Source organism: Bradyrhizobium sp. ORS 111, assembly GCF_045571485.1.
Taxonomy (GTDB): Bacteria; Pseudomonadota; Alphaproteobacteria; order Rhizobiales; family Xanthobacteraceae; genus Bradyrhizobium.
The window spans coordinates 2,006,825-2,033,665 of record NZ_CP120701.1; the positions used below are offsets into that span (position 1 = coordinate 2,006,825).

Here is a 26,841-nt window from a genome sequence, read left to right on the forward strand (position 1 = left end):
TTATGGGAGAACGAAATGATCAGTTGCCGAGGCGACCTCTCCTAGACCGATATCGGTTATGCGGAACCTAATCGGCACGGATTTGTCGGCATTCGCCGCGAACGGTGCGGTCACCAGTACGCGCAGCTCGCTGCTGGTATCGCGTGCAAGAACGATCATTGGACGATCCGGCGTCACCGAATCGATGCCAATGACGTGGAACTTGGCGGCCGGCGGCCCATCGACATCGATCGCGATGACGCGGTCGAAGCCGCGCTTGTTCAGAAAACGCAACGTGTAGCCGTTGCGGATCGAACCATCGCTGAGGCGCACCGCCACCGGATTGCGGTCATGCAGCACGTTGATGTCCAGCAAGGTCCGGGACATCAGGGCGTAGAGCATCACCGCGCAGACCACGGTGATCAGGCCGGCATAGACGACCGTCCGCGCCCGAACCGGCTTGAAGATCTCTTGCTTGCCGGCAGTGCGGCGCTGGATATTGATGTCGTTGTCATAGCCGATCAGGCCGGTCTTGCGGCCGACCTTGGTCATCACCGCATCGCACGCATCGACGCACAGGCCGCACTGGATACAGCCAAGTTGTGCGCCATCGCGGATGTCGATCCCGGTCGGGCAGACCGCCACGCACTGATTGCAGTCGATGCAATCGCCGGCCTTTTCCCCAAGCGCCCGGATGTCGAAAGCCTTCTTCACCGAGCAGCGCGGCTCGCCACGATCATATTTGTAGGTGACGTTGAGCGCCCATTCATCGGTCAGCGCCGCCTGAATGCGCGGCCACGGGCACATATAGACGCAGACCTGCTCTCGCATGTAGCCGGCCAGGAGATAGGTCGAGGCGGTCAGGATCGCGATCCAGATATAGGCGAGCGCGGGTGCCTGGAGGGTGGCGAGGTCGCGTACCAATGTCGGGGCGTCGGAAAAGTACAGCACCCAGGCACCGCCGGTCCACCACGCGATCACGAGCCAGATCGCATGTTTGAGCACGCGCCGACCGGCCCGCTTCACGGTCATCGGTCCGGCATCGGCCTTGATCTGTTCGCGACGGCCGCCTTCCACGAAGCGCCCGACGGCATAGAACAGATCGGTCCAGACCGTCTGCGGGCAGAGATAGCCGCACCAGATGCGGCCGCCCAGCGCGTTCATCAGGAACAGCGTGAAAGCCGCGAGCACGAGCAGGCCGGTGAAATAATAGACCTCCTGCGGCCACAGCTCGATGAAGAAGAAATAGAAGCGTCGGTTGGGAAAATCGATCAGTACGGCCTGATCGGGCGCGCCGAGGCCGCGATGCCAACGCATAAACGGCAGCAGGTAATAGATTCCCAGGCAGACGGCCATCAGCCGCCACTTGATGGAGCGGAACCGTCCCGACACGCTCTGTGGAAACACCTTCTTGCGAGGCGCGTAGAGCGGTCCGGTTTCGCCGGTCATGAGTTCATCGGGCGGCACGGGCTTGTTCATGCGTCTGCTCGGGTGAGACGGTTAGTCGATGCTACATCGACGTCTCGGTGCCGATTTGACCTCGATCAGCAGTCTCGGAAATGGCACCCGCTATGGCGGCGGTTACTTGCCGCCTCCTAGCGAGTGCACATAGACGGTCAGCGCCTTGATGGTGACCGGATCCAGACGACCGACCCAAGCCGGCATCACGCCGGCGCGGCCGTTGGTGATGGTCTCGATCAGTGTCGCCTCGTCGGAGCCATATAGCCAGATCTGGTCGGTCAAGTTGGGCGCACCGACCTCCTGATTGCCCTTGGCATTGTCGCCATGGCAGCTCGCGCAGTTCTCGGCGAAGGTCTTCTCGCCGGCCGCCGCATCGAAGTTCGGCGCGGTGGAAAGACCGGAGAGCGAGCGCACATAGTTGGCAACGGTGACGATCTCATCCTTCTTGAGGATCCCGTCCCGTCCGAATGCCAGCATCTGGCCTTCATGCGCCTTGGCATGTCCGGACCGCGCCCCGAACTGAATCGTCTGCGTGATCTGGTCGAGCGTGCCGCCCCACAGCCAATCGTCGTCGTTGAGATTGGGAAATCCCTTGGCGCCAGCGGCTCCGCTGCCGTGACATGGCGCGCAATTGTCCGCGAACACGGTCTTTCCGCGAGCGCGCGCAAGCGCCAGCAGGGCTGGATCATTCTCGATCGCGGCCAGGGAAGCGCTGCCGAGGACTGCCATTTTCTCACCACGCAGCTCCTCGAGGTCGGCCAGGTCGGTCGCGACGCTGGCGCGGGTCGAGTAGTGGAGCAGTCCGGAGGTATAGCCCGAGACGAGCGGCCAGGCCGGATAGACGAGCCAATAGCTGATCGCCCAAATGATCGTGGCGTAGAACGTCAATATCCACCACCGTGGCAGCGGCGTATTCAGCTCTTTGATGCCGTCCCACTCGTGACCGGTCGTGCTGCGGCCGGAAACATGGTCAATCTCGCTATGCTCGCTCATGATCGATCAATCCTCCCGCAGCGGCATCCGGGCTGCGGCATCGAAGAGAGATTTGTTGCGGGGCCAAAGCGCGTAGGCGACGATGGCGATGAAGAGTCCGACAAAGATGGGGGTCCAGACCGTGCCGACCAGGCTCGACGCAAAATTCTCGACCTGAATGATCGCTTTCATTCTCGTGCCCTCAGCGCAAATTGGCTTTTTCGTTGTAGAGCTTGAAGTCGACGAGCGTGCCGAGCATCTGCAAATAGGCGATCAGCGCGTCGAGCTCGGTCGGATTGCCGCCCTTGCCGTCGAAGTTGCGAACCAGAGCCTTCGGATAACGCTTCTGGAACGCGTCGGAGCCAGCACTGTCGGGATCGGTCTGCGCCTTCAGGTCGGCGGCCGCGTTGGCGATCTGCTCGTCGGTATAGGGAACGCCGACCGCGCGATTCGTGCGCAGATGAGCCGCAATATCGGACGCGTCGAGTTCAGCCTTTGCGAGCGACGGATATCCGGGCATCACCGACTGCGGCACGATCGCCCGCGGGTCGGTCAAATGGGTGACGTGCCAATCGTCGGAATATTTGCCGCCGACGCGCGCCAGATCGGGCCCGGTGCGCTTGGAGCCCCACTGGAACGGATGGTCGTACATGCTTTCCGCGGCCAGCGAGTAGTGACCGTAACGCTCGACCTCATCACGCAGCGGCCGAATCATCTGCGAATGACAGAGATAGCACCCCTCGCGGACGTAGATGTTGCGACCTGCAAGTTCGAGCGGGGTGTAGGGCCGCACGCCGTCGACCGCCTCGATCGTGCTCTTGAGGTAGAACAGCGGGGTAATCTCGACCAGCCCGCCGATCGCGATGACGAGGAGAATACCCGCGATCAGGATGATCGAGTTCTTCTCAAAGATCTTGTGTCGGTTCCAGAGAGACATCGTGCGACCTATTCAGCAGGCTGGAGGAGGCCGGCGCCCTCGGTCTCATTGATCTTGCCGGCATTGACCGTCATCCAGAGATTGAAGGCCATGATCAGCGCGCCGACCAGGAACAGCGCGCCGCCCGCAGCGCGGATGATGTAGAAGGGATGCATCGCCTCGACGGATTCGATGAAGGAGTATTCAAGGAAGCCAAGAGACGTATAGGCCCGCCACATCAGGCCCTGCAGGATCCCCGAGACCCACATCGCGGAGATGTAGAGCACGATGCCGATCGTCGAGATCCAGAAGTGCCAGCTGACCAGCTTCAGGCTGTAGAGCGACCGATTCCAGATCCAGGGCACGAGACAATACAGCGCACCGAACGAGACGAAGCCGACCCAGCCCAGCGCGCCGGAATGCACATGACCGATCGTCCAGTCCGTGTAGTGGCTGAGCGAATTGACGACTTTGATCGACATCATCGGGCCTTCGAAGGTCGACATGCCGTAAAAAGCGACCGAGACCACCAGCATGCGCAGCACAGGGTCGGTACGCAGTTTGTCCCAGGCTCCCGACAGCGTCATCAGGCCGTTGATCATGCCTCCCCAGGAAGGCATCCAGAGCATGATGGAGAACGTCATGCCGAGCGTCTGGGTCCAGTCGGGCAACGCGGTGTAGTGCAAGTGGTGTGGACCGGCCCAGATGTACAGGAAGATCAGGGCCCAGAAGTGGATGATGGAGAGCCGATAGGAATAGATCGGACGCTCGGCCCGCTTCGGAATGAAGTAGTACATGATCGCCAAGAAGCCTGCAGTCAGGAAGAAGCCGACCGCATTGTGGCCGTACCACCACTGGAACATGGCGTCCTGCACGCCGCCCCAGGCGATGTAGGACTTGGACCCGAGAAACGAGACCGGAAGCGCTGGATTATTGCCAAGATGCAGGACCGCGATGGTGATGATGAACGCGAGATAAAACCAGTTGGCTACGAAGATATGCGGCTCGTTGCGCTTCACGAGCGTCATCAAGAACACGAGCAGATATGTGACCCAGACGATCGCCAGCCAAAGGTCGGCATACCATTCCGGCTCGGCATATTCCTTCGACTGCGTCACGCCGAGCAAATATCCGCTACCGGCGACCAGGATGAAGAAGTTGTAGCCAACCACCACGAACCAGGGTGCAAGGTCGCCCGCAAGACGCGTGCGGCAGGTCTTCTGCACGACGTAGAAAGAGGTCGCGATCAAGACGTTGCCGCCGAATGCGAAGACCACCGCCGAGGTGTGCAGCGGGCGCAGCCGACCGAATGTAGTCCATGGCAGGTTGAAGTTGAGCGCGGGCCACGCCAGTTGGAGGGCAATCAGTAGGCCCACTGTAAAGCCGGCAATGCCCCAGAACATTGCCATTGTGGAAGCGAATTTGATCGGACCGAGATAGTAGTTCGGCCTGCCGCCGATCGCTTGCGGCGGCAACGTGGCCGGACGATCATAGTAGCGATTGAGGATCACGGCCGCAGCGATCAGGCCCGCTACTGAGGCAAGCGAGGCATGAAACGTAAAGGCCGCGTCGTGTCCCATTGCCGCGGCAAAAAAACTGGTGAAGGCAAGGACTGCGGATGCAGACATCAGGCAGGCTTCACCCGTCGTCATCGACTTTGAAACAGGGGGCGGACTAGTCATGTCGAGGCTTTCCTTGAATGCGAGGAAGCTTGGGAAACCAGGGTGGCCAGTCACCAGATTGAGTGACGTTAATCGCCGAACGAGGGCACTTGTCGTCCATTGCGCGGCCAAGCGCTCTCAATGTCAGTTCGTCCGGGCGGCATCTCGGCGGGCTCGCCCGCTCTCTACGAAGCTCTGCACCACGGGGCAGCTTTTCGAGACACAAGCCGCATATTCCCTGAAGGTCGCCTGGCGCCTCATTGCGCGAGGTGACGAGCGCGCCTTCCGATGAGCGGGCATGCGCCAGACGCCTCCGCAGAAGTGCAGGAGTGGTCGGCCGGAGGGGCAGGGCGCGGAAATCCCACCTGGAGAGCCTTGGTTCGCGCGCGACCTCCTCGACCGGCCGGTCGGTCATTTGAGAAAAGTCCGCTGCTGGGACCGCAGCGAACGCAGACGATCGAGGGCGCGCTCTAACAGCGGAGATGCGTTGCTGTTTGATTGAATGACCATTCTTTGCACCCATTGGCCCTCCGTAGCGGATGGTCGCAGGTGCAGGTTTGATCTGCGTCAAATGAAGGTCACAACGATCGAGAAACGCAGTCCACGTGCCGTATTGAACTGGTCTATACCTGCGCGTTAAAAAGGTGTTCGTGGCCACATGCACAATTGGCGCGGGTCGCCCGTCAGCACCGGCTTCTGCCAGCGCTTGGAAGTGGCACATCAGCCCTTTGCTGATCTGCCTTGGCTGTCGATCCGCGCCGCGAAAGGATCGTTTTCAATCGTTAAATTGGGCCGGCCGGCAAACTCCTCATCGATCAACATAGCTGCGCTGAGAAGCCCAGCCTGCTCGACCTGGCGCGGGTCTGATTTTCAGCTTTTGCAACCGCGCAAAACCGAGAATACGAGTTTGTCAGGTGTAAGAGATGCGACCGCAGCGCAGTTCAATCACCGTGTGGCGGCGAGCAGCACTGTCCAAAAAAAAGTTCCGCGCCTAGCCGCCCCATCCCGGCGGTAACGCCGGAGGCGTTCGAAGCTCCATCGCGTCCGCAAAGATGGTCCAGTCGCGGACGCCCTTCTGTTTGCAGAAATCGGCCTCTGCCTGCTGGGCCGCTGCGGTGAGAGAGGTGGCATCGACCTTGAATGCCGCCTGGCAAGCGCGATGTTCGTGACCTGTGTCGTCGCAAACCGTCTTGATAAATCGAATATCGAATGATGGCATCGCTATCTCTCTTGTGAGCTGCTCAAGTCTACGGATGTTGCCATCGGAGATCGATCTCTGTCTTGATCTGCCGCAACAGGTATGGCCCAAGAAGCGAGCGGGATCCGCCACCCCGAGACCGGCAGCCGGTCCCACAGCACGCTGTGTCGACTAGCTAGGGCCATGATCGATATCAGCGATTCCATCATGGGAATCAGCCACTAGGTTCGTGGGAGGCTTTCCGAGCCGCCTTATGGCGGTGAACGGACGAGGTGTAGAGGTCAATATGCACGGATGCTCGCGCACGTCCTGGGGATCACGGCCGGGTCAGGCAAGCGCCGCCAACTCTCCCAGCGCACGGTTCTCTCCCATTGTCGCATCTGGGCTGGGTCGTGACGACATTCCCACATTGATGCATGTCTACTGAGACGTGCGCAGCCCCGCGCGGACGGTGGCTTCCAATCAGCAAACGCTGTAATGTAAATCAGGTGTAAGGCTTGCCGGCGTAGCATCTGACGGCGACCGGTATCGCCGCTCCCCAGAGTGGCTGGCGGCAGTCAGCCCGATACACGATTACGGAATCGGTGCCACCGCAAAGGGCGAACAAGGACCATGACTGCGCGACCAACAATTCTCGTGATCGACGATGATCCGGCGATGCGAGATTCGTTGACTTTCCTGCTGGAGGTGAACGGCTTCGCCGTGGCTGCGTATGAGAGTGCGATCGAGTTTCTCGATCATTTTGCGGATGGTCAGTCCAGTTGCATAATATCTGATATTCGCATGCCTGGCATGACGGGGCTTGAACTGGTCCGCAAGCTGAAGTCCGACCGCGCCAGTAGTCCTGTCATTCTGATGACTGGTCACGGAGATGTGGCACTCGCGGTGGAGGCAATGAAGGCCGGAGCAGCGGACTTCATCGAAAAGCCGTTCGATGACGAAGTGCTTCTGCGTGCGATCCGTGACGCCTTGGAGTCGCCGCCGAAAGTTACCGATAATAGCGTAAAGCTGCAGGCTGAGGCTCGCCTGGCTGACTTGTCACCACGCGAGCGTGACGTTTTGCAGGGACTGCTGACGGGCAAGATTAATAAGGTGATCGCCCACGAGCTGGGCATCAGCCCGCGCACGGTTGAGGTTTATCGTGCGAACTTGATGGCCAAGACGAACGCGCGGAACATGTCGGAGCTGATGAGGGTCGCGATCGCTGCAGGACTTTAGGGGCAACGGCAGAAAAGCATCGACCCGGTCTGCACCTGAAGAGTCGAGCCCCGCGCCGAGCGCCTTTGTCAAGCCTCGGCCAGAACCAGGCGAGGCGGCAACAATAGCGGTTTTCAAGTGGCTGCCGCCGTCTCCCCAGCGTAACCTACCCCATAATCATAGCGGCGAGGAGTTGCGGCGCTGGAATATACCTAGCGCACACGACAACGAAGCTGCGCTGGCGCAGGAACTCGTCTCATACAAAAGCAACAAGTCGACGGAGGCCACCGATCGGTTGATCTATTTTGTCGAGACCTTGAGGTTCAGCGCAACACCAACAAGCGCGCGTTGAGTTCTGCCTTGCCAAGGCCAGTTAGCGCCTGCGCGGCCCGTTGATCGATCGCCAGCAGAAGAGCGTCGCCCGCATGTTCAAGCAAGACATTGATCTGTATGTGGAATATGACCGCTCGGCGTTTGAAAACAATTGTTGTTCATCCGAAATCCGATGGCTGCCGGTGACGCCTGAGGCATTTCATAATGTCCGGGCGGACGAAGAGCGCCGCAGCGACGGCTTCACCCGCATCGTTAAGCTTGTCGCGAGTCGATGCGGAAAAGAGAAGTTGCCATCCTGCCGGTTGGCGTGCGCTTTCGTGCGCAATGTCGTGTTCACGACATCTCGGCGATTGACCGGTGGCCAGACTGTGCGCGCCGCGTTTTGTTTTGGGTCCAATTGACCGCGCAGCGTGCCCGTGCGCGACGCCGTCGGCGATTGGCCCGGTCTTTGCTCTGTTGCTTTCCAGTCATGTGCGGCTATCCGCTTTGTCGGGACTTCCGCTACAGATCGTGGATTTCTATGAGACGAAAGGCGACGCGTGAACTTGAGTTCTTTGACGAATAAGGTGCTCGGCACCGGCCCTGGCGCGACATGCACAGCGCCGGCGGTCGAATGCGGAGCCGATGATGGCCGGAATAGTGGCGTCCGATACGTTTCAGGGAGCCTCCCCGTCCTGAACACTGCCACCTCGGATCGACCAGCGAGCTTCACGCTTCACAACGGCCTACAGGTAGTGGTGATTCCGGATCATCGCACCCCCGTTGTGACCCAGATGATCTGGTATAAGGTCGGCTCTGCCGACGAGCCGCCAGGCAAATCGGGGCTCGCGCACTTCCTCGAACACCTGATGTTCAAGGGTACGGCCAAACATACTGCGGATGAATTCGTCCGGGCTGTGCTGCGAGCCGGCGGCACCCACAACGCCTTCACTGGGGTCGACTATACCAGCTATTTCCAGCAGGTGCCGCGCGAGAAGCTCGGCCAGATGATGGAATTTGAAGCCGACCGCATGACCGGCCTCATTCTCGAAGATAAGAACGTGCTGGCCGAGCGCGACGTCGTATTGGAGGAATTCAATATGCGCATCGCCAACAAGCCGGATGCGCAGCTCGCCACGCAGATGATGGCAGCGCTTTACCTTAACCATCCCTACGGCCGGCCTGTGATCGGCTGGCGCCAGGAAATCGAACAGCTCGACTACAAAGACGCGCTCGCCTTCTATAAGCGCTTTTACGCGCCGAACAACGCCATACTTATCATCGCCGGTGACGTCGAGGCCAACGAGATCCATCCGATGGTGGAGCAGCATTTTGGTGACATTCCCCCGCAACCATCGATCCCTGCGAAACGGGTGCGACCGCAGGAGCCGACGCCGGCCGCGCCGCGTACAGTGATGCTGGCCGATGCCCGCGTCAGGCAGCCGGCCTTGGGCCGCTGTTACCTCGTGCCATCGGCTTACACAGCCTCCTCCGGCGAGAGTCCGGCGCTTGATGTGCTCGCGCGATTGATCGGCGGCGGCGTCAACTCCTATCTCTATCGGGCGCTGGTCATCGACAAGCAACTCGCGATCAGCGCCGGAGCGAGCTACCCTCGTAGCTCGCTCGATCATTCGCACTTCATGATTTTTGCCACACCGAAACCCGGTGTCGGGTTCGCTCAGATTGAGCGCGCCGTCGATGAGGTGATCGCCGATGTTGCGCATAATCGCGCGCGCGAGGAGGATCTTCAACGAGTCAAGACGCAGTCGATGGCGCAAGCAATCTACGGTCAGGACGATCAGGAAGTACTTGCGACTTGGTATGGCCGCGGGCTCACGACGGGACTGAGCATCGACGATATCCGAGGTTGGCCGGACGGCGTCCGCGCAGTCGGCGCCCAGCAGGTGCGCGAAGCCGCGCGGAAATGGCTCAACAAAAAACGCTCGGTGACCGGCTATCTCACCCAAGAGTCAATGCCGAGGTAGAGGAGAACCGATCATGACGTATTCCTTCACACGGCGGGACGTCCTCCTCGGCGGCGCCTCGCTTTCCGTCGCGATGCTCGCCTCGCCACCTTCGCTTTCCGCAGCCAAGGCGCTTGCCGCAATCAAGATCCAGCGGCTGGTCTCGGCGTGCGGTATAGAAGCCTGGTTCGTGCAGGACGCCACTGTCCCGTTGATCGCGATGCAGTTTGCTTTCGGCGGCGGCGGGACCCAGGACCCCGCCGACAAACCAGGCGTCGGGCGCATGGTTGCGGGCCTGCTCGACGAAGGCTCCGGTGATCTAGACTCCAAAGCCTTTCATGAGCGGATCGACCGTCGCGCCATCGAGCTGAGCTTTGAAACGACTCAAGACGAATTGCGCGGCGCCTTGCGCACGCTCGAGGGCGATAGGGAGGAGGCCTTCGACCTGTTACGGATGGCGCTAATCTCGCCACGTTTCGACGCGGTCGATGTCGAACGGATCCGTGCCAGCGTGCTTGGGCGCCTTCGGCATGACTCGACCGATCCTTCGTCGCTCGCCAACCGCAAGTTCTTCGAAGTCGCCTTTCACGATCATCCCTATGCTCGCCCGACTGGAGGCACACTCGAGAGCGTGCCGAAGATCGAGATCGCAGATCTTAAGGACTATGTCCGACGGGTGATCGCAAGAGACACGCTCAAGATCGCGGCCGTCGGCGACGTTGAGCCGGAGACCCTTTGCAAACTGCTCGATAAGACCTTTGGCGGCCTGCCGGCCAAGGCGGATTTGAAGCTGATTCCCGACGTGATCGCAGCAAAGCCGCCACAGCAGGTCTTTATCCCGCTCGATGTGCCGCAAACAGTTGTGACTTTCGGCGGACCCGGCGTCCGCCGCAGCGAGCCCGATTTCATGGCGGCCTATGTCGTCAACCACATCCTGGGCGGCGGGGATCTGTCGTCGCGGCTGTTCCGCGAAGTACGCGAGAAGCGGGGGCTGGCCTATTTTGCCAGCGAGCGATTGGCGTGGATGGATCATTCCGCCGTGTTCGTCGGCCATAGCGGCACCCGCACCGTTCGCGCCGATGATACCGTCGAAGAGATCGCGAGGCAGGTCCGCCAAATTGCCAAGGAAGGACCGACCCAACAAGAACTCGATGATGCAAAGTCTTACCTGAAGGGCTCGCAGATGCTGGCTCTCAACACATCATCAAAGCTTGCGCGAACGCTGCTGCAGCATCAGCTCGACAGGTTGCCGATCGACTATATCGAAAACCACAACGCAATTGTGGATGCGGTGACATTGGAGGATGCCAAGAGAGCGGCAGAGCGGCTCTGGGGCCAGGGTCTGCTCACCATCACGGTCGGTCGTCCCCCACAGGGCGCAGGCCAAGCGACCACCGCGCCATCGGCTGCGACGCCCCCGCCAAGCGCCGAGCAGCCAGGCGCAACGCCATCCCCGACGATACCGGGCAGACCGAATTAGCCGTCAGGCAACCGGCGCGTGGGCGCGAGCCTCGCGTGCTACCGTCCTCCTTGCGGTCGAGAGCCAGAAAGTGGGGGCCGCGGGCGCAAGATCGAGCTCAAACTGTTGGTCCGGCGGCTAAGCCACCAAAGACGGCCGCCGCGCGAGCGAGATCGTTTGCGGACAGACGATGATGCGCTTGCACACGAAAGCGATTGGTCAGGCTTGATTGCGAACCAATCGCCCCTCGCTAAAGTCAGGTGGCTGCATCGCGAATCCGCAAAAGAAATGGCCTCTGCAATGCAGAGGCCATGGCGTGCGATTTCCGAACCTCAACTATAACCGCGCGTAGCCAGATCGGTTCTGACGCAGCGCATTTGCCGGGCGCCTCACCCGGACCGTCTAAGCCTGACGAACCCTCCTTCGGTCAATTCCGCCTTGTATGTCCGACCGTCGATCGCGATGGTCGTTGGATTGTTGGCGGTAGGCATGAAACCCGTTTCGCGCAACTTCTCAATGAGGGCTGGCGGGGCCCACTGCTCCGGAAGCGGGAACCCACGCCGTCTGGCCTCTAGGATGAATGCTCCGAAATCCGGCAGCCCCGCGGGGCCGGTGCCGATCCGTTGATCCTCCGGAGGATTGTGGATGAGGCGAACGCCGTCAGACGGGCTCAACGCAGCCGTGTAGCGATGTCCCCTGATCTCGTAGGTCATCGTGGGTTGATCCGAGTCCGGCAGGAGACCCAGATGACCCAGTCTCTCGACCATTCGGCCCGGGGCGGCTTGGGAGCCCTGCGTAAATTTCTCGGGAACGGAGAATGAGACATCATGTACCGTCTCCTCCGGGGCGGCGGACGATGATGGTCCGGCTTCATTCATGATCTGATCGAATAGATCACGATCCTGTTGAGTCCAGGTGTAGGAGTGTGGGGATCCCGGGGATCCGCCGCCATCGATCGGATTGAAATCCATATGGCTTTCCTTCGGTTTTGAGAACACAGCCTCTCTTGCGGATCGGCCAGCGGCTATCCCAGATTCGTCATCAGTTCAGTCATCGGCCACGTCGGCATTGAGAAGCTGGATTCTCATGTTAGGGCGGTTAGCTTGCCAGAAGCTGACGAGGTTCGGCGAGAGAAGGCAGGCCGGCGGACGGCTTCTGGACGGCAAGACCCTGTCATGGCTGCTTTGGCCCACAAAAGGTGGCGAACGGCAAGCGAAAGCCGCCTCCTGCGAGCGATGTCAGATCGTGCTGACCGGTCGGCTTCCTCACGTCAACGTTTCAAATCGGACGCGCATGGCGCTAAGGGGATGGGTGGCGGATCACGGCTATCAACCTGCACGTTCATATGATGCGCCTCATTAGACTTCGCACCTAAGTCGCAATCGGTCCATCAATTGGGCATTAGGCGGCTCATGGCGTTCGGTCCCGTCGTGTAGGAGCTCGCGGGCTTGCACGAGAATTGCCATCCAGCTTGCGGTTGCCGGAAGAGCGGTTCGACAGCAGCTCGCCAATCCTTGCCATAAATCGCAAATCGCCTGCTATCTGTCAGACTGTCCATGACTTCTTGGCCTGCTTCTTGCTGTCCTGCATGTCAGCAATTTGTTGCGGCCGATAACCGATCACAGGGAAGGGATTATGGGTGATGCTACGGACACGTTTTACAGCGTGATCAGACGTCAGGGTATCACGCGTCGCAGTTTCTACAAATTCTGTAGCTTGACCGCAGCGACTCTTGGGCTCGGTTCACCTGGAGCAGGCCGTATCGCCGAAGCGCTGGAGACGAAGCCGCGTGTGCCCGTGATCTGGATGCACGGTCTCGAATGCACCTGTTGCTCGGAAAGCTTTATCCGCTCGGCCCACCCATTGGTCAAAGACGTCGTGCTGTCGATGATTTCACTCGATTATGACGACACAATCATGGCTGCGGCTGGACATCAAGCCGAAGCCATTCTCGAGGAGACCCGCGCCAAACACGAGAACCAATATGTGCTCGCCGTCGAAGGCAATCCGCCGCTGAATGAGGGCGGCATGTTCTGCATTGATGGTGGCAGGCCCTTCGTTGAAAAGCTGAAGTGGATGGCCGAAGCCTCGAAGGTGGTCATCGCCTGGGGCTCTTGCGCGTCCTGGGGTTGCGTGCAGGCGGCCAAGCCCAACCCGACTAACGCGACGCCGATCGACAAGGTGATCACGAACAAGCCGATCATCAAGGTGCCCGGCTGCCCGCCGGTCGCCGAAGTCATGACCGGCGTGCTGACGTTCATCACCACTTTCGGAAGGTTGCCTGAGCTCGACCGCCAGGGGCGTCCAAGGATGTTCTACTCTCAGCGCATTCACGACAAGTGCTATCGGCGATCCCATTTCGATGCTGGCCAATTCGTCGAGGAGTGGGACGATGAGGCTGCGCGCAAGGGTTATTGCCTCTACAAGATGGGTTGCAAGGGGCCGACCACCTACAACGCCTGCTCGGCCGTACGCTGGAACGGAGGAATTTCCTTTCCGATCCAATCCGGCCACGGCTGCCTCGGTTGCTCCGAGGACGGCTTCTGGGACCAGGGCTCGTTTTACGACCGACTTACAACCATCAAGCAATTCGGCATTGAGAAGAGCGCCGATCAGATCGGGATGGCCGCCGCCAGCGCGGTCGGCGTAGCCGTTGCCGCGCATGCAGCGGTCACGGCCGCGAAGTGGCTGACCCGTGAACGGCAGGGTGCAGCCGAGGAAAATGATCGAGTGCCCGGGAAGGACAACGATGGACGCCGAGACCACTAACAAGTTCAAGCTCGATGGGGCCGGAAAGCGTATTGTTGTCGATCCGCTGACCCGGATCGAGGGGCACCTTCGCGTCGAGGTCAACCTCGATTCCCACAATGTGATCTGCAACGCCGTCTCAAGCGGAACGATGTGGCGTGGCATCGAAACCATCCTCCGTGGGCGCGATCCGCGCGACGCCTGGGCGTTCACCGAACGGATTTGCGGTGTCTGTACCGGCGCCCATGCGCTCACCTCCGTGCGCGCCGTTGAAAATGCTCTCGGAATCACAATTCCGGACAATGCCAACTCGATCCGCAATATCATGCAGCTCTGTCTGCAGGTGCATGATCATCTGGTGCATTTTTATCATCTGCACGCGCTGGATTGGGTCGACGTCGTCGCCGCGCTGAAGGCCGACCCGAAGGTGACGTCGGTGTTCGCACAGTCGATCTCTCCCTGGCCACTTTCATCACCGGGATATTTTAAGGATCTGCAGATCAGGCTGACCAAATTCGTCGAATCAGGACAGCTCGGCCCGTTCAAAAATGCCTATTGGGGGCATCCGGCCTACAAGCTTCCGCCAGAAGCGGACTTAATGTGCGTAGCGCATTATTTGGAAGCGCTCGACTTTCAGAAGGAGATCGTCAAGATCCACGCCATCTACGGTGGCAAGAACCCGCATCCGAATTGGCTCGTCGGCGGCGTGCCATGCGCAATCAACGTTGATGGCACTGGCGCGGTGGGAGCGCTCAACATCGAGCGGCTCAATCTGGTCTCCTCGATCATCGACCGCTCGATCGAGTTTGTCGAACAAGTTTACCTACCCGACATCGCCGCGATTGGATCGTTCTACAAGGACTGGCTCTATGGAGGCGGGCTATCGGGTGTCAACGTGATGTCCTATGGCGACATTCCCGAAATCGTCAATGATTATTCGAGCAAAAGTCTGAAGCTGCCGCGCGGCGTTATTCTCAATGGCAATCTCAAGGAGGTTTTGCCCATCGACCACGCCGATCCCGACCAGATTCAGGAATACGTCGCGCACTCCTGGTATGAATATCCTGATGAATCGATCGGACTGCATCCTTGGGATGGCATAACCGAGCCGAATTTTCAGCTTGGGGGCAAGACCAAGGGCACCAGGACGGAGATCAAGGAACTCGACGAAGGCGGCAAGTATTCCTGGATCAAGGCGCCCCGCTGGCGGGGCAACGCCGTCGAGGTAGGTCCGCTTGCGCGATACATCATAGGTTATGCGCAGGGCAATCCCGAGTTCAAGGATCCGACCGAGAAGCTCCTCAAGGCCCTTGATCTTCCCGTCTCCGCGTTATTCTCCACGCTTGGCCGGACTGCGGCGCGCGCGCTTGAATGCCAGTGGGCGGCGCATCAGATGCGTTCTTTTCAGGACAAGTTGGTCGCTCGCATCACGGCGGGTGACACAGCAACCGCCAATGTCGGCAAGTGGAAGCCGGACTGCTGGCCGAAAGAGGCCAAGGGCTACGGCTTTAGCGAGGCGCCGCGCGGGGCGCTCGGGCACTGGATCAAAATCAAACAGAGCAAGATCGACAACTACCAATGTGTCGTGCCAACGACGTGGAACGGCTCGCCTCGTGATTCCAAGGGCAATATCGGCGCATTTGAAGCCTCTCTGATCAATACGCCGATGGCTGATCCCCAGAGGCCCCTGGAGATCTTGCGTACGATCCATTCCTTTGATCCATGCTTGGCGTGCTCGACGCACGTGATGGGGCAGGACGGGCAAGAAATGGCATTCGTCAAGGTTCGGTAGATGGTCATGCGGGACAAGACCGGGCAAGTTCCCACACCTCATATGGCCGTCGATGCCGAACAAGGTGATCGTAACATCGACCGAGCTGTCGTCGACGTCCATCAAGCGCCAGTACGTCTGTGGCATTGGATCAACGCGATGGCGATTTTAGTGCTGGGCAACACCGGCTACTTGATAGGGACGGGGACACCGGCCATGCCAGGAGAGGCAAGCGACAATTTCCTGTTCGGCTATATCCGCTTTGCGCACTTCGCCGCAGGCTATGTGCTGACCGTCGGCTTCTTGCTGCGGATCTACTGGGCGTTCTTGAGTGGCCCCAACGCCAGGCAAATCTTCTACGTGCCGCTCTGGCGTCGCTGCTTTTGGAGCGAGCTGTGGGATGCGATGCGCTGGTATGCCTTGCTTGAAGTTAAGCCGAAGAGGCATGTCGGCCACAATCCGCTAGCTCGGCTCGCGATGTTCTTCATGTTCACGCTGACGGTCGCGTTCATGATCGTCACCGGCCTTGCCCTTTACGCGCAGGGCTCCGGCAACGAAAGCTGGCAGTATAGCCTTTTTGGCTGGGTGTTCGCGATCTGGCCGAACGGTCAAGACGTCCGCACGTGGCACCATCTCGGCCTATGGATGGTTCTGACCTTTGCAATCGTTCACGTCTATGCCGTGATCCGGGAAGACATCATGTCGCGCCGGGGCGTCATATCCTCCATGATCTCGGGCCAGCGTGAATTCCGCGGTTGATGCTGATGGCGAAACCGACAAACACGAGACGGATCCTGGTGCTTGGCATCGGCAATATCCTATGGGCCGATGAGGGGTTCGGCGTGCGGGCCGTGGAAGAGTTTCATCGCCGGTATGTCGTCTCCGAAAACGTCACCATCCTCGAAGGCGGCACGCAAGGGCTCTACCTGGTCAATTTTCTCGGCGAGGCTGATTGTCTGATCGTGTTCGATGCCATCGACTATGGGTTCCGGCCCGGGCAGTTGGAGCTTGTGCGGGGCAGCGACGTGCCGAAATTCACCGCCGTCAAGAAGCTGAGCCTGCATCAGATCGGATTCCAGGAGGTCTTAAGTGCGGCAGTCCTGCTCGGCCGCTGCCCGCGAGAGCTCGCGCTGATCGGTTGTCAGCCATTGGATCTGGAGGATTGGGGCGGGCCGCTGACTGCTCCCGTGCGCGCTCAAATTACGCCGGCGATCGAACTGGCCTGCGAACTGCTCACGCAATGGGGGGCGCCGCCAAAACTGCGCACCAGGCCATTGCCGGCATCGGAGCGCTTGCTCGCAAACGATATCGACCATGCGAATTATGAGATGAAGGGGCGGCCGATGTAGCGGCGCAGACTATCATGTGCCTTGGCCTGCCAATGACGATCATCGAGACCGACGGCATGTGGGCGCTATGCGAGCGCGCCGATGAGCGGCGGCGCGTCTGTGTCATGCTGCTCTGCGAGCCGCCAGTTGGCGCGAAGGTGCTTGTTCACATCGATGCCGCAGTGCGGCTCCTGGATGACGACGAAGCGCGGTTGATCGCGCAGGCGCTCGATGGTCTCGATGCAGCCCTCAATGGCCACAACTGTGATCATTTCTTCGCGGATTTGATAGATCACGAGCCTCTGCTGCCTAAGCACCTCCGCTAGCACGCGACCGCCATCGGTCCTGTTCGCCAATTTCATGGAGAGCAACGCTCGAGCCGAAGACAAGCCTTGTGCGAAAGATGTCACACTGGTGATCCAGGCCGAGGGGCAATCGGTCGCAAGCAACGCTTGGCACGTGCCTTGCAAATACCTCATCCAGGAAAGCCTTGAGACGGCCAGAAAAGAGATTGATGAAATTGCAAATTCGAAGGCATGGTTTGACGCGGCCTGGTCCGCCCGAGGTCGGCACGGCGTGCGCTGACGTGCGGTTCGCCTCCGCCGATCCAGTCGGTGCGATCGTGACGCCGCTGGCGGAGCGCGACTTAAGAGGTTGGCGAGAGGCGATCCACCTAGCGATTTCAATTCGTGAGCTGACACAGGCATTTCGGCGAAGCCTGTTCGGCGACGTCATCGCGCCGGCCGCTGAAAGCGAACTGGGGCGGAGCTTCCCCCTCGCATCGACGCTGATCCGTCGCCTTCGGGACGCGAAGGCGAGACCAGATCGTCAAGCCCCCGGCCTGGCCGGCCGATATCGATCACATCTCGAAACAGACTAGTCATTTCATCCATGCTCACCAGTATCATCTCTTCCCGCCTGTTGTGGAACGTCGCGTCATGAAGGCGGAGATCTGGGCCCGGCCCAAAGAGCCCAGTCTGCCGGTGAGTGCGGCTCGTGCCAGCGCGGACTGCCTCGGCGCAATCCATAGCCGTTTGACCACTGCTTGCGCGCTCGCCAAGCTCGCTTCGCTCGATGGCGCCGAGCTCACGAGGAGCTGTCCGAATGCCACCACGCTGTTGTCGAATGTCGCCGCCGCCGTTGCTGGCCAAAACTCCGGCATCTCGACCCAACTGTTCAGCCTCGGCCATCTCAGCGATCTTGAGCGCAAGCTGGTTGGCGACGTGCTTGGAAAGGGGGAGGTCACCGGCATCGTTGCGCTGCCCGATGGCTCGCTAGCACATATCCAGGAGACCGCGCTTGCAGGAATCTGGTGCTTGCGCTTCGGGACTGAGACGGCACACCAGTACATCGAGGTTGGCGCGATTCCGATGATCGTGCGACGGGCTGCGACAGATTTGACGTCGACCGATCTCATGATCTATGCGCCGCCGGATGGAGCGATGAATGTACGACCGGTGCTTGCAGAAATCCGCGAGCGGGCGCTGGCTTGGCGCGAGGGCATGCGCGCGCAGATCATCAATTTCACCCTGTTGCCGATGAGCCCGGTCGATAGGTCATTCCTGCAGCAGAGCGTTGGCAATGGTCCGATCCAGCTCATCTTGCGTGACTACAGCACCTGCCGCGTGCAGGCAACGGGCATCCGGAACGTCTGGTCGGTGCAGTTCTTCAATTCAGTAGACGACATCATCCTGGATACTTTGGAGGTCGGCGGCATTCCGGAGATTGCGCTGGCGGCCGCCGAGGATTTGGAGGATTCCGCCGAACGCCTGCACGAAATCATCGAGGCTTGCTCCAAATGACGAGCTTCGACAATTGTGACGGCCGGCAGGATATGTCGACCGGCGCGCATGGAGTGCGGCATCTGCCGGATTGTCGACGATCCGGCCGAAGACGACGGGACGGCGCAGATCGCGATAGCAACGCCTTTCGCCGCATTGTCCGAGAGTTGGCGTGGCCCAAATTGCGATGCGCCCAAATCCAACTCCATATCGATTGATGATGACCACTGACGTCGAACAGTGTCTAGGCGGGGGCGTGCAGGCCGGTACCCCGGCGCGGGAGAAGATGCTCGCCGCGGTCTGTCGCGACAGCTGCGGTCGCGACCTGGTGGTCCTTGATTGCACCTTGAGCATGCAAGCGTTCGGCCTTGGCGGGCGGCGTCGGCATAATGCGACGCAGATGAGATCGATCGGTCGTCGGCACAGCTTGACCGGGGGACGGACGGAGCGGCATCCGTGAGCGCTGCAGCCCGCAACCAGATCGATATCACCCTATCGCTATCGGGCGACACAATTGCCGCCGTCGAGGTCCTGCCGCGGGGTCGGCTCGAGCTGGCCCCGCTATTTTCCGGCAAACCGACCGTGTCGTTACTCAACGCGCTGCCGCGGCTATTTTCGTTATGCGCCATAGCGCATCAGGTGGCGTTCCTGTCCGCGGTCGAAGCGGCGCGTGGCGAGGACATCAATCTGGCGACCCGGCAGCATCGCATTGTCCTTGTCGTTGCCGAGCGGCTGGCGGAATTGCTGCGTGGGCTGTTTGTTGGGCATCTGGCGCTTGATTTCGCAAGCATGGCAGCGATCCGGGCCCTGATGCAGGATGCTTCCGTGCTCGTCGGCAGCGCCGCGGCGGGCTCCGACGCCTTCCGACGCGAGGCAACAGGCAGAGTTGCGGACAAATTGGCCGCGTTCGGCCTATCGAATGAAGGCGGCGCGCTGATGCCGGGTAGCCCGCTCGCGCGTCGCATCGCGGAGCTCGACAAGCTCGCATTAAAGCCTATGCCAACGCAGCACTCCTTCCTGTCCGTCGCCGACGACCGGACCATCGTCGAAGGGGCGTTCGTAAGTGATGCAGGATTCTTCGGTTGCACTGGTCGACAGGTGTATATGCCCGAAACAGGCCCATGGGCACGGCACGTGACCCGTAATGGACTCTCACCAAGTCGGTCTGGGCCGGCCGAGCGGATGAAAGCGAGGATCGATGAAATCGCCCAATTGTGTGCCTGGCTCAAGGCGGGCGCACATGACGAGGCCGCAGCGGATGGAACCGTCGAAAGTTACAGGCTGGGGCCGGGCCGCGGCGCGGCCGCAGTCGAATGCGCCAGGGGACGCCTCTATCATAAGATTGAGCTTGATCGTTACGGAAAGATCTCGCGCTTCGAATTCCTCGCACCGACTGAATGGAATTTCCACCCTCGCGGACCACTTGTCCGCAGCCTGCAGGGCGCGGTGCTGACGGCGGAACGGCATGGACAGGCGGCGGTTCGCGCCATGATTGCCTCGTTCGATCCTTGCGTCGCCTTCACTGTCAGTTTCGGCAGTACTTGCGATGCATGAAATGGCGCTTTGCGTGGACCTCATGGAGATCGTCGAGGACGAGGCGCGTCGGCGATCGGTCTCGAATGTAAGGACCATATGTCTTGAGCTCGGGGCATTGAGCGGTGTCGCTCCTGAAGCGATGAAGTTCTGTTTCCCGGTCGTTGCAGCACGGACGGTCGCCGACGGCGCGGTTCTCGAGATCGTCGAGTCACCCGGGCTTGCCTGGTGCATGGCGTGTTCGACGAGCGTCGAGATCGCGCAGCGCGGCGCACCGTGCCCTTGCTGCGGCAGCTATCAACTGCAGGTGACAGCGGGCGAACAGATGCGCCTGAGGGAGTTGGAGATCGACTGATGTGTATCGAATGCGGTTGCGGCGAAAGAGCGCCGACCACAGAATCCGGCCGATACCCCCGAGCCACGGCGGATCACCATCATCATGCGCATAGTCATTATGACGTGGAGCGCGACCATGTGCATGGCAGCCAAGACGAGCATCGTTGTCATCGCCGTCGTTCTCGAGACAGCCACGTTTGCCGACATGATCATGGTGCTCGGCAGGCTCATGGCGGGCAGCGGCGAGCAGATTGCAGTCCTGAAGCAGCAGATTTGACTCTCGCGCGCACAAGCGGCGAGCGAGTCATTCAGATCGAACGCGATATTCTGGCCAAGAACGATAGGATTGCGGCCGAGAACCGCGCGCGCTTCCTGACCGATGGTCTACTCGTATTCAATCTCGTCTCCAGCCCTGGTGCAGGTAAAACCTCACTGCTCGTCCGCGCGCTCGCGGAGCTCAAGCGGACGCATCTGGTTGGCGTGATCGAAGGCGACCAGCAGACGTCGAACGACGCCGAACGCATTCGCGCGACCGGCGTGCCCGCGATTCAAATCAATACCGGCAAGGGTTGTCATCTCGATGCTGAGATGGTCCGCCGCGCATATCGCCGCTTGCCGCCGCTCAAGCATGGTATTCTCTTCATCGAGAATGTCGGCAACCTGGTTTGTCCTGCGGCGTTCGATCTCGGCGAAGCCTGCAAGATCGTGATCTTCTCGACACCGGAGGGTGAAGACAAGCCGCTCAAGTATCCCGATATGTTTGCCGCATCGTCGCTGATGGTGATCAACAAGGTCGATCTGGAGCCGATGGTCGATTTTGACCGGCAACAGGCCACCGAATATGTGAGACGGATCAATCCAAAGATCGAAGTGATGAGTGTTTCGGCACGTAGCGGCGAAGGTGTTGCCGACCTCTGCGCCTGGATCCGGCGGCAGGCCGCGCATGGGCGCGATCTGGCCGAGGGCACGGCACGATGAGCGCGAATGGCAACGCGATCGGGCACCGAACGCGGCTGCGCGTGCGCATTAGCGGCGCCGTGCAGGGAGTTGGCTTTCGTCCGTACGTCTATCGTCTCGCCATCCGTTTCGGATTGTCAGGATTTGTTGCCAACGATTCCAAGGGCGTCATCGTCGAGATCGAAGGGGATCGTACATCGGAATTTGTCGCCGCATTGCCGCTTGAGAGGCCTTCATTGGCGCGCATCGATCACATCGCTATTGAAGGGATCGGCGCCCTTGCGACGAAAGACTTTTCGATCCGCAGCAGCGAGCTGGGCAAACCTGCGACGCGGATCGTGGCTGACGCTGCGACCTGTCGGCAATGTCTTGATGAATTGTTCAATCCGGCCAGCCGTCATTACCTCTATCCCTTCATCAATTGCTCGCACTGTGGCCCGCGCTACACCATCACTGAACGGCTGCCGTACGATCGCCGCAACACCACGATGAAGTCCTTTGCGCTGTGCGACAGCTGCGCGGCCGAATATGCCGATCCGGCAAGCCGTAGATTTTATGCGGAGGGGATCGCGTGTCCGAGATGCGGTCCTCAGCTCAGCCACGGGGTCGACACCATTGCAGCGGCCATCGCCGGCGGCCAAGTCGTGGCGATCAAGGGAATCGGAGGGTATCAGCTGATCTGCGACGCACGCAACCATGAGGTCGTGCAGCTTTTGCGCAGGAGGAAGCGGCGTGACCAGAAGCCGTTCGCGGTCATGGTCGGTTCCGCGGGACAGGTCGGTGAGATTGCCGACGCGAATGCGGCCGAACTTGCGCTGCTCGAATCCGTGTCCCGCCCGGTCGTTCTCCTGCCGTCGCGTAACAGTCTTGCGCCCGCAATAGCTCCGGGGCTGTCGCGTATTGGCGTCATGCTCCCGGTGGCTCCATTGCATCACCTGATCTTCCATGCGCTTCGTTCAGCAGTTCATGGGGAAAAATCTTCAGTCATCGTCAGCACCAGTGCCAATCTTGGCGGCGAACCGCTTCTGATTGATAATTCCGAGGCGCTGCAGCGCCTTGTGGGCATCGCAGATTTCATCGTGACCCACGATCGCGATATCCTGACGCGCGCCGATGATTCGGTCGTGCGGGTGGTGGCAGGACGACGCCAATTCATTCGTCGCGCCCGCGGCTACGTTCCGGACTCAATCCGCCTGGCGAGGTCGGTGCCGCCCATTCTTGCCGTCGGCGGTGCGCTAAAGTCGACAGTCACCATTACGCGAGGCGACGAAGCATTCGTTTCCCAGCATCTCGGCGATCTCGACATGAGCGAAGGCATCCGTTCTTTCGAAGAGACGATCCGGCACCTCACAACGACCCTTGACGTCAGGCCCGTTGTCATTGCCCATGATTTGCATCCCGACATGGCGTCGACCCGCTTTGCCGAAGCAAGCGGCTGCGCGCTGGTCGCCGTCCAGCATCATCACGCGCATGCCGCTGCTGTCATTGCAGAGCATGGCCTTACGGAGCCCGCGCTCGCCCTGCTGCTCGATGGCCACGGTTATGGCTCTGACGGTAGCAATTGGGGTGGCGAGCTATTGCTGTGCGAAGGCGCGAAATTTCGACGCATTGGACACCTTGCGCCCCTGCAAATGCCCGGCGGAGATCGTGCGGTCCGCGAGCCCTGGCGCATGGCGAGCGCTATATGTCATTCATTGGGGCGGGGACGCGAAATCAAACGTCGGTTTGCGGCACAGCCACAGGCCGAGCGTCTGCAATCATTGCTCGAACGACCCGGCGGCGTCACCACGACCAGCGCCGGGCGGCTGTTCGATGCCGCAGCAGCGCTTTTGGGCGTCGTGCCGTTGCAGAGCTACGAGGGCGAAGCTGCGATGAAGCTCGAGGCACATGTGCAGCGGCCGGCGGTGCTAGAGGGTGGCTGGATGATCGATGACGGCGTGCTGTCGCTTCGCCCGCTGTTTGCGCGCCTGATTGCAGACGACATTGACGCCGAGGAAGGAGCTGGCTTGTTTCATGGCACGTTTGCTGCCGCCTGCGTTGACTGGGTCGTGCGAGCTGCGCGGACGACCGGCATCGCCACCGTCGTGCTGAGCGGTGGCTGTTTCATGAATGCGGTGCTTGCGAACGAAATCGAGTACCGTTGCGTTGCGGCTGGCCTCACTCCGCTGGTCACTCAGCAGGTTCCGCCCAATGACGGAGGCCTGAGCCTCGGGCAGGCCTGGATCGCTGCTCTGCAGATTGCCGAACGGTCGTCAGCCGTGGGAGGAATAGTCTGAAATGTGTCTCTCGGTACCTGCGGAGATCGCGCAAATTCTTCCAGACGACATGGCCATCGTCTCCGTCGATGGTGTCAGCATGGAAATATCAACCGCACTCATCGCCGATCCGGGTGTTGGAGACTACGTCCTCGTCCATGTCGGTTACGCCCTGGCCAGAATAGACGCGGCCGAAGCCAAGCGCACGCTGGAGCTGCTGCAGGACGTGGGTTCTGAGGGCCGGGAATTGCGGCCATGAAATATGTCGTTGAATTTCGCAATAAGACGATCGCGCAGGGGCTCGCCGGTGCGATTGGCGCCGAAGCCGATTTACGACGGGCCTACCGCTTCATGGAGTTCTGCGGCGGACATACGCATGCGATCTCCCGCTATGGCCTCGAGGATCTGCTGCCGGCAAATATCCGGTTGATCCACGGACCGGGGTGTCCCGTCTGTGTTCTCCCCGCCAGCCGGATCGACATGGCGATTAGGCTTGCGGACCGGACAGAGGTCACTGTGTGTGTTTACGGAGACCTGATGCGTGCCCCTGGCTCGCAAGGACAGTCCTTGTTACGGGCCAAGGCGCTCGGCGCTGACATTCGGATGGTCTACTCGACCCTTGATGCAATCCGGATTGCCGAACAGATGCCGAAACGCGAGGTGGTCTTCTTTGCCATCGGATTTGAGACCACGACACCGGCGACGGCGGTGATGGTTCGGCTTGCCAGGAAGAAGCGATTGAAGAATCTCAGCGTGTTCTGCAATCACGTGCTTACGCCTTCGGCGATGCACAGCATTCTGAAGAACCGCAACGCCCACGATATCGGTCGGGTCGAAATTCACGGCTTCGTCGGGCCCGCACATGTCAGCACCATCATCGGTACGGAGCCCTACGAATCCCTGGCGGAAGAGTTCGGCAAGCCAATCGTGATCGCGGGATTTGAACCGCTCGACGTGATGCAGGCGATCCTGATGCTGGTCCGGCAGGTGAACCAAGGCCGTCATGAGGTCGAGAACCAATACAGCCGCGCGGTGAAGCGCGAAGGCAACCGGCGGGCCAAGGAAGAAGTGCTCGATATTTTCGAACTTCGAGACCCGTTCGAATGGCGCGGCCTCGGGCTCGTACCCAATAGTGGGCTGAAGCTGAAGCAGGCTTACGCCCAATTCGATGCCGAAGTGCGGTTCTCGATGCACGAACTGCACGTCGCCGACAATCCGGTATGCGAGTGCTGCGCTATTCTGCGCGGCATGAAGAGGCCGGTTGACTGCAAGCTATTCGGAACCGCCTGCACGCCCGAAACCCCGATCGGGGCGTGCATGGTTTCGTCCGAAGGCGCCTGCGCGGCATATTGGACATACGGTCGTCTTCGCGACTATCAACCAAAGCGCGTATCACGAGAATGAACACCTATCACCGCAAGCTTGATATCAAGAATGGATGCGTCGACCTTTCCCATGGCTCGGGAGGACGCGCCATGGGGCAGCTGATCTCTAGCCTGTTTCACGAGGCCTTCGGCAATGAATGGCTCGACCGCTGCAACGATCAGTCGGCCTTTGATGTCAGCACCGGCCGGATGGTCATGACGACCGACGGCTATGTGGTTTCACCGCTGTTCTTTCCGGGGGGCAATATCGGCTCTCTTGCGGTGCACGGCACCATCAATGACGTCGCGATGGCCGGCGCGCGTCCGCTCTATCTGTCGGCAAGTTTCATCATCGAGGAGGGGTTCCGCCTCTCTGACCTAAAGATGATTGCAGATTCGATGGGTGAGGCGGCGCGCGGCGCCGGCGTTTCCATCATCACGGGCGACACCAAAGTCGTCGAACGCGGCAAAGCGGATGGCCTGTTCATCACCACGACCGGGCTCGGTCGTCTCTCCGATGGACTTGATCTCTCCGCCGAAAAGGCAAGGGTGGGCGACCGTGTGCTGGTCTCGGGCTGTCTCGGCGAGCATGGTGTGGCGATCATGTCGAGACGCCAGAACCTCGCTTTTCAGACTGAGATCGTCTCGGATTCCGTGGCATTGCATGGCCTCGTGGCCGTCATGGTTGCTGCCGGCGGCAATGGTATCCGGGTCATGCGCGATCCGACGCGCGGTGGCCTGGCCGCAGCGCTCAACGAAATTGCTCATCAATCGAGGCTTGGATTCCGTCTGCAAGAGGAGGCCATTCCGCTGAAGCCAGCGGTTGCGGCCGCGTGCGAGCTCCTTGGACTTGATCCGCTCCATGTCGCCAACGAAGGCAAACTCGTTGCCATCGTGGCGCCCGACGTCGCCCGTTCCGTGCTTGCCGCGATGAAGGCGCATCCGCTTGGTTGCGATGCAGCTGATATTGGCGAGGCCATAGCTGACGATCATCGGTTCGTGCAGCTGTCGACCAGCTTTGGCGGCGGACGAATCATCGATTGGCTCTCCGGCGAACAATTGCCTCGCATATGCTGAGCAGTCGTCGTACGCATTTGGTGGCAAGGGCAGCCGCTCGTCAGCAACCGCTCCCCGGACACGTGCTCCCAGCGAATGTTTTCGGCGTCCCGCGCAAGTCCATAGTCGTGGTCCACCCATGTCGCACCGTCGAGAACGAGCCCCGCCGGCTCCTCATCACGCAGCGAGATGCAAAGCGCTCAACCCGTCTGGCCCTCGCCTGGCTTTGGAGTATCAAACCGTCTCCATGTCCAGGAGGTGACGTGCTGGCACGCTCTAAGATCGCTGTCGCCTGCTCAAGACGTTCAGCTTCTGCTGAGACCCAATTTGATGCGGCATCGGGGGCGGTTATGGGATGCGACCCGTTCATTGGCACTTGCCAGTGCGCGAGGACGCACCTTCGGAATCATCGAAACGAAGCGCCGCTTCTGTGCGAAAAGGCGCGCGACCGCGCTGGTCCGAAGCTTCGCAAAAGCTATCAGATTCGATTTGGTCGGCGTCCATTCGTTGAATCCTGCGCATCTGGACAAAAATCGCTGAAATCCTGCGCCATTTGCGCGGCTGCCTCACAATATCGCGGTGCTGTTCCGATT

Annotated in this window: 27 protein-coding genes; 20 read left to right on the forward strand and 7 right to left on the reverse strand. The window is 60.3% G+C overall.

What is annotated here, in order from left to right:
• From ccoG to P6U30_RS09275, 6 genes are all read right to left on the reverse strand, one after another.
• Window positions 1-1,458, reverse strand: a complete 1,458-nt coding sequence (ccoG, locus tag P6U30_RS09250; RefSeq protein ID WP_280980809.1) for a cytochrome c oxidase accessory protein CcoG — start codon at window positions 1,456-1,458, stop codon at window positions 1-3.
• 102 nt (window positions 1,459-1,560) lie between these two features.
• Window positions 1,561-2,433: a cytochrome-c oxidase, cbb3-type subunit III gene (gene ccoP / locus P6U30_RS09255; protein WP_280973492.1), complete on the reverse strand. Its 873-nt coding sequence runs from the start codon at window positions 2,431-2,433 to the stop codon at window positions 1,561-1,563.
• Between the two features lie 6 nt (window positions 2,434-2,439).
• Complete coding sequence (locus tag P6U30_RS09260) at window positions 2,440-2,604, reverse strand: cbb3-type cytochrome c oxidase subunit 3 (RefSeq protein ID WP_280973491.1); 165 nt, start codon at window positions 2,602-2,604, stop codon at window positions 2,440-2,442.
• Window positions 2,605-2,614: 10 nt separating this feature from the next.
• On the reverse strand, window positions 2,615-3,349 hold the full coding sequence (gene ccoO, locus P6U30_RS09265) for a cytochrome-c oxidase, cbb3-type subunit II (protein WP_280973490.1): 735 nt from the start codon (window positions 3,347-3,349) through the stop codon (window positions 2,615-2,617).
• Between the two features lie 8 nt (window positions 3,350-3,357).
• Entirely contained in the window at window positions 3,358-4,980 is a 1,623-nt protein-coding gene (gene ccoN / locus P6U30_RS09270) for a cytochrome-c oxidase, cbb3-type subunit I (protein ID WP_280978242.1), read from the reverse strand.
• Window positions 4,981-5,980: 1,000 nt separating this feature from the next.
• Entirely contained in the window at window positions 5,981-6,208 is a 228-nt protein-coding gene (locus P6U30_RS09275; protein WP_280980808.1) for a hypothetical protein, read from the reverse strand.
• Between the two features lie 591 nt (window positions 6,209-6,799).
• Here P6U30_RS09275 and fixJ point away from each other — a divergent pair.
• The 4 genes from fixJ to P6U30_RS09295 all read left to right on the forward strand — a co-directional run bounded on the left by fixJ (window position 6,800) and on the right by P6U30_RS09295 (window position 11,140).
• Complete coding sequence (gene fixJ / locus P6U30_RS09280) at window positions 6,800-7,405, forward strand: response regulator FixJ (RefSeq protein ID WP_280980807.1); 606 nt, start codon at window positions 6,800-6,802, stop codon at window positions 7,403-7,405.
• Between the two features lie 371 nt (window positions 7,406-7,776).
• Window positions 7,777-8,118 (forward strand): hypothetical protein, encoded by a 342-nt coding sequence (locus tag P6U30_RS09285; RefSeq protein ID WP_280973487.1) that lies wholly within the window; start codon window positions 7,777-7,779, stop codon window positions 8,116-8,118.
• Window positions 8,119-8,391: 273 nt separating this feature from the next.
• Window positions 8,392-9,681 carry a M16 family metallopeptidase gene (locus P6U30_RS09290; RefSeq protein WP_407170409.1) on the forward strand — a complete coding sequence of 430 codons (1,290 nt, stop codon included), beginning with the start codon at window positions 8,392-8,394 and terminating at the stop codon, window positions 9,679-9,681.
• Between the two features lie 13 nt (window positions 9,682-9,694).
• A complete protein-coding gene (locus tag P6U30_RS09295) occupies window positions 9,695-11,140 on the forward strand; it encodes a M16 family metallopeptidase (protein WP_407151037.1) in 1,446 nt (481 codons plus the stop codon).
• Window positions 11,141-11,508: 368 nt separating this feature from the next.
• On the opposite strand, the gene P6U30_RS09300 is transcribed toward P6U30_RS09295, so the two are convergent.
• Window positions 11,509-12,090 carry a hypothetical protein gene (locus P6U30_RS09300; RefSeq protein ID WP_407169057.1) on the reverse strand — a complete coding sequence of 194 codons (582 nt, stop codon included), beginning with the start codon at window positions 12,088-12,090 and terminating at the stop codon, window positions 11,509-11,511.
• 664 nt (window positions 12,091-12,754) lie between these two features.
• On the opposite strand from P6U30_RS09300, the gene P6U30_RS09305 reads away from it, so the two are divergent.
• The 16 genes from P6U30_RS09305 (at window position 12,755) to hypE (ending at window position 26,269) form a co-directional block, all read left to right on the forward strand.
• Window positions 12,755-13,888, forward strand: a complete 1,134-nt coding sequence (locus P6U30_RS09305) for a hydrogenase small subunit (RefSeq protein ID WP_280973485.1) — start codon at window positions 12,755-12,757, stop codon at window positions 13,886-13,888.
• Complete coding sequence (locus P6U30_RS09310) at window positions 13,869-15,659, forward strand: nickel-dependent hydrogenase large subunit (protein WP_280973484.1); 1,791 nt, start codon at window positions 13,869-13,871, stop codon at window positions 15,657-15,659. The genes P6U30_RS09305 and P6U30_RS09310 overlap by 20 nt, the downstream gene beginning before the upstream one ends.
• Before the next feature lie 6 nt (window positions 15,660-15,665).
• Entirely contained in the window at window positions 15,666-16,397 is a 732-nt protein-coding gene (gene cybH / locus P6U30_RS09315) for a Ni/Fe-hydrogenase, b-type cytochrome subunit (protein ID WP_280973483.1), read from the forward strand.
• 5 nt (window positions 16,398-16,402) lie between these two features.
• Window positions 16,403-16,987 (forward strand): HyaD/HybD family hydrogenase maturation endopeptidase, encoded by a 585-nt coding sequence (locus P6U30_RS09320; protein ID WP_280978239.1) that lies wholly within the window; start codon window positions 16,403-16,405, stop codon window positions 16,985-16,987.
• A 14-nt stretch (window positions 16,988-17,001) separates the two neighbouring features.
• Window positions 17,002-17,292: a HypC/HybG/HupF family hydrogenase formation chaperone gene (locus tag P6U30_RS09325; RefSeq protein WP_280973482.1), complete on the forward strand. Its 291-nt coding sequence runs from the start codon at window positions 17,002-17,004 to the stop codon at window positions 17,290-17,292.
• 34 nt (window positions 17,293-17,326) lie between these two features.
• Window positions 17,327-17,551 carry a hypothetical protein gene (locus tag P6U30_RS09330; RefSeq protein ID WP_407169058.1) on the forward strand — a complete coding sequence of 75 codons (225 nt, stop codon included), beginning with the start codon at window positions 17,327-17,329 and terminating at the stop codon, window positions 17,549-17,551.
• Window positions 17,552-17,904: 353 nt separating this feature from the next.
• On the forward strand, window positions 17,905-18,768 hold the full coding sequence (locus P6U30_RS09335; protein ID WP_280985641.1) for a hydrogenase expression/formation protein: 864 nt from the start codon (window positions 17,905-17,907) through the stop codon (window positions 18,766-18,768).
• A gap of 48 nt (window positions 18,769-18,816) precedes the next feature.
• Entirely contained in the window at window positions 18,817-18,978 is a 162-nt protein-coding gene (locus P6U30_RS09340; RefSeq protein WP_280973478.1) for a rubredoxin, read from the forward strand.
• Between the two features lie 225 nt (window positions 18,979-19,203).
• On the forward strand, window positions 19,204-20,301 hold the full coding sequence (locus P6U30_RS09345) for a nickel-dependent hydrogenase large subunit (protein ID WP_280973477.1): 1,098 nt from the start codon (window positions 19,204-19,206) through the stop codon (window positions 20,299-20,301).
• Window positions 20,294-20,635, forward strand: a complete 342-nt coding sequence (gene hypA, locus P6U30_RS09350; RefSeq protein WP_280973476.1) for a hydrogenase maturation nickel metallochaperone HypA — start codon at window positions 20,294-20,296, stop codon at window positions 20,633-20,635. Before P6U30_RS09345 ends, hypA begins: the two co-directional genes overlap by 8 nt.
• Window positions 20,636-20,758: 123 nt before the next feature.
• Window positions 20,759-20,893 carry a hypothetical protein gene (locus P6U30_RS09355; protein WP_348637528.1) on the forward strand — a complete coding sequence of 45 codons (135 nt, stop codon included), beginning with the start codon at window positions 20,759-20,761 and terminating at the stop codon, window positions 20,891-20,893.
• Window positions 20,890-21,594, forward strand: coding sequence for a hydrogenase nickel incorporation protein HypB (gene hypB, locus P6U30_RS09360; protein ID WP_348637527.1), 705 nt, complete (start codon window positions 20,890-20,892; stop codon window positions 21,592-21,594). Before P6U30_RS09355 ends, hypB begins: the two co-directional genes overlap by 4 nt.
• On the forward strand, window positions 21,591-23,849 hold the full coding sequence (hypF, locus tag P6U30_RS09365) for a carbamoyltransferase HypF (protein ID WP_407169059.1): 2,259 nt from the start codon (window positions 21,591-21,593) through the stop codon (window positions 23,847-23,849). The genes hypB and hypF overlap by 4 nt, the downstream gene beginning before the upstream one ends.
• A 49-nt stretch (window positions 23,850-23,898) precedes the next feature.
• Window positions 23,899-24,087 carry a HypC/HybG/HupF family hydrogenase formation chaperone gene (locus tag P6U30_RS09370; RefSeq protein WP_348638232.1) on the forward strand — a complete coding sequence of 63 codons (189 nt, stop codon included), beginning with the start codon at window positions 23,899-23,901 and terminating at the stop codon, window positions 24,085-24,087.
• Complete coding sequence (gene hypD / locus P6U30_RS09375) at window positions 24,084-25,232, forward strand: hydrogenase formation protein HypD (RefSeq protein ID WP_280973470.1); 1,149 nt, start codon at window positions 24,084-24,086, stop codon at window positions 25,230-25,232. The genes P6U30_RS09370 and hypD overlap by 4 nt, the downstream gene beginning before the upstream one ends.
• On the forward strand, window positions 25,229-26,269 hold the full coding sequence (hypE, locus tag P6U30_RS09380) for a hydrogenase expression/formation protein HypE (protein WP_280973468.1): 1,041 nt from the start codon (window positions 25,229-25,231) through the stop codon (window positions 26,267-26,269). Before hypD ends, hypE begins: the two co-directional genes overlap by 4 nt.
• The last annotated feature ends 572 nt before the right edge of the window (window positions 26,270-26,841 follow it).

Coding starts and splice junctions, on each gene's coding strand:
- ccoG (WP_280980809.1), bottom strand. CDS start 1,458: ATGAACAAGCCCGTGCCGCCCGATGAACTCATGACCGGCGAAACCGGA.
- ccoP (WP_280973492.1), bottom strand. CDS start 2,433: ATGAGCGAGCATAGCGAGATTGACCATGTTTCCGGCCGCAGCACGACC.
- P6U30_RS09260 (WP_280973491.1), bottom strand. CDS start 2,604: ATGAAAGCGATCATTCAGGTCGAGAATTTTGCGTCGAGCCTGGTCGGC.
- ccoO (WP_280973490.1), bottom strand. CDS start 3,349: ATGTCTCTCTGGAACCGACACAAGATCTTTGAGAAGAACTCGATCATC.
- ccoN (WP_280978242.1), bottom strand. CDS start 4,980: ATGACGACGGGTGAAGCCTGCCTGATGTCTGCATCCGCAGTCCTTGCC.
- P6U30_RS09275 (WP_280980808.1), bottom strand. CDS start 6,208: ATGCCATCATTCGATATTCGATTTATCAAGACGGTTTGCGACGACACA.
- fixJ (WP_280980807.1), top strand. CDS start 6,800: ATGACTGCGCGACCAACAATTCTCGTGATCGACGATGATCCGGCGATG.
- P6U30_RS09295 (WP_407151037.1), top strand. CDS start 9,695: ATGACGTATTCCTTCACACGGCGGGACGTCCTCCTCGGCGGCGCCTCG.
- P6U30_RS09300 (WP_407169057.1), bottom strand. CDS start 12,090: ATGGATTTCAATCCGATCGATGGCGGCGGATCCCCGGGATCCCCACAC.
- P6U30_RS09305 (WP_280973485.1), top strand. CDS start 12,755: ATGGGTGATGCTACGGACACGTTTTACAGCGTGATCAGACGTCAGGGT.
- P6U30_RS09310 (WP_280973484.1), top strand. CDS start 13,869: ATGGACGCCGAGACCACTAACAAGTTCAAGCTCGATGGGGCCGGAAAG.
- cybH (WP_280973483.1), top strand. CDS start 15,666: ATGCGGGACAAGACCGGGCAAGTTCCCACACCTCATATGGCCGTCGAT.
- P6U30_RS09320 (WP_280978239.1), top strand. CDS start 16,403: ATGGCGAAACCGACAAACACGAGACGGATCCTGGTGCTTGGCATCGGC.
- P6U30_RS09325 (WP_280973482.1), top strand. CDS start 17,002: ATGTGCCTTGGCCTGCCAATGACGATCATCGAGACCGACGGCATGTGG.
- P6U30_RS09330 (WP_407169058.1), top strand. CDS start 17,327: ATGGAGAGCAACGCTCGAGCCGAAGACAAGCCTTGTGCGAAAGATGTC.
- P6U30_RS09335 (WP_280985641.1), top strand. CDS start 17,905: ATGAAGGCGGAGATCTGGGCCCGGCCCAAAGAGCCCAGTCTGCCGGTG.
- P6U30_RS09340 (WP_280973478.1), top strand. CDS start 18,817: ATGGAGTGCGGCATCTGCCGGATTGTCGACGATCCGGCCGAAGACGAC.
- hypA (WP_280973476.1), top strand. CDS start 20,294: ATGCATGAAATGGCGCTTTGCGTGGACCTCATGGAGATCGTCGAGGAC.
- P6U30_RS09355 (WP_348637528.1), top strand. CDS start 20,759: ATGGCAGCCAAGACGAGCATCGTTGTCATCGCCGTCGTTCTCGAGACA.
- hypF (WP_407169059.1), top strand. CDS start 21,591: ATGAGCGCGAATGGCAACGCGATCGGGCACCGAACGCGGCTGCGCGTG.
- P6U30_RS09370 (WP_348638232.1), top strand. CDS start 23,899: ATGGCCATCGTCTCCGTCGATGGTGTCAGCATGGAAATATCAACCGCA.
- hypD (WP_280973470.1), top strand. CDS start 24,084: ATGAAATATGTCGTTGAATTTCGCAATAAGACGATCGCGCAGGGGCTC.
- hypE (WP_280973468.1), top strand. CDS start 25,229: ATGAACACCTATCACCGCAAGCTTGATATCAAGAATGGATGCGTCGAC.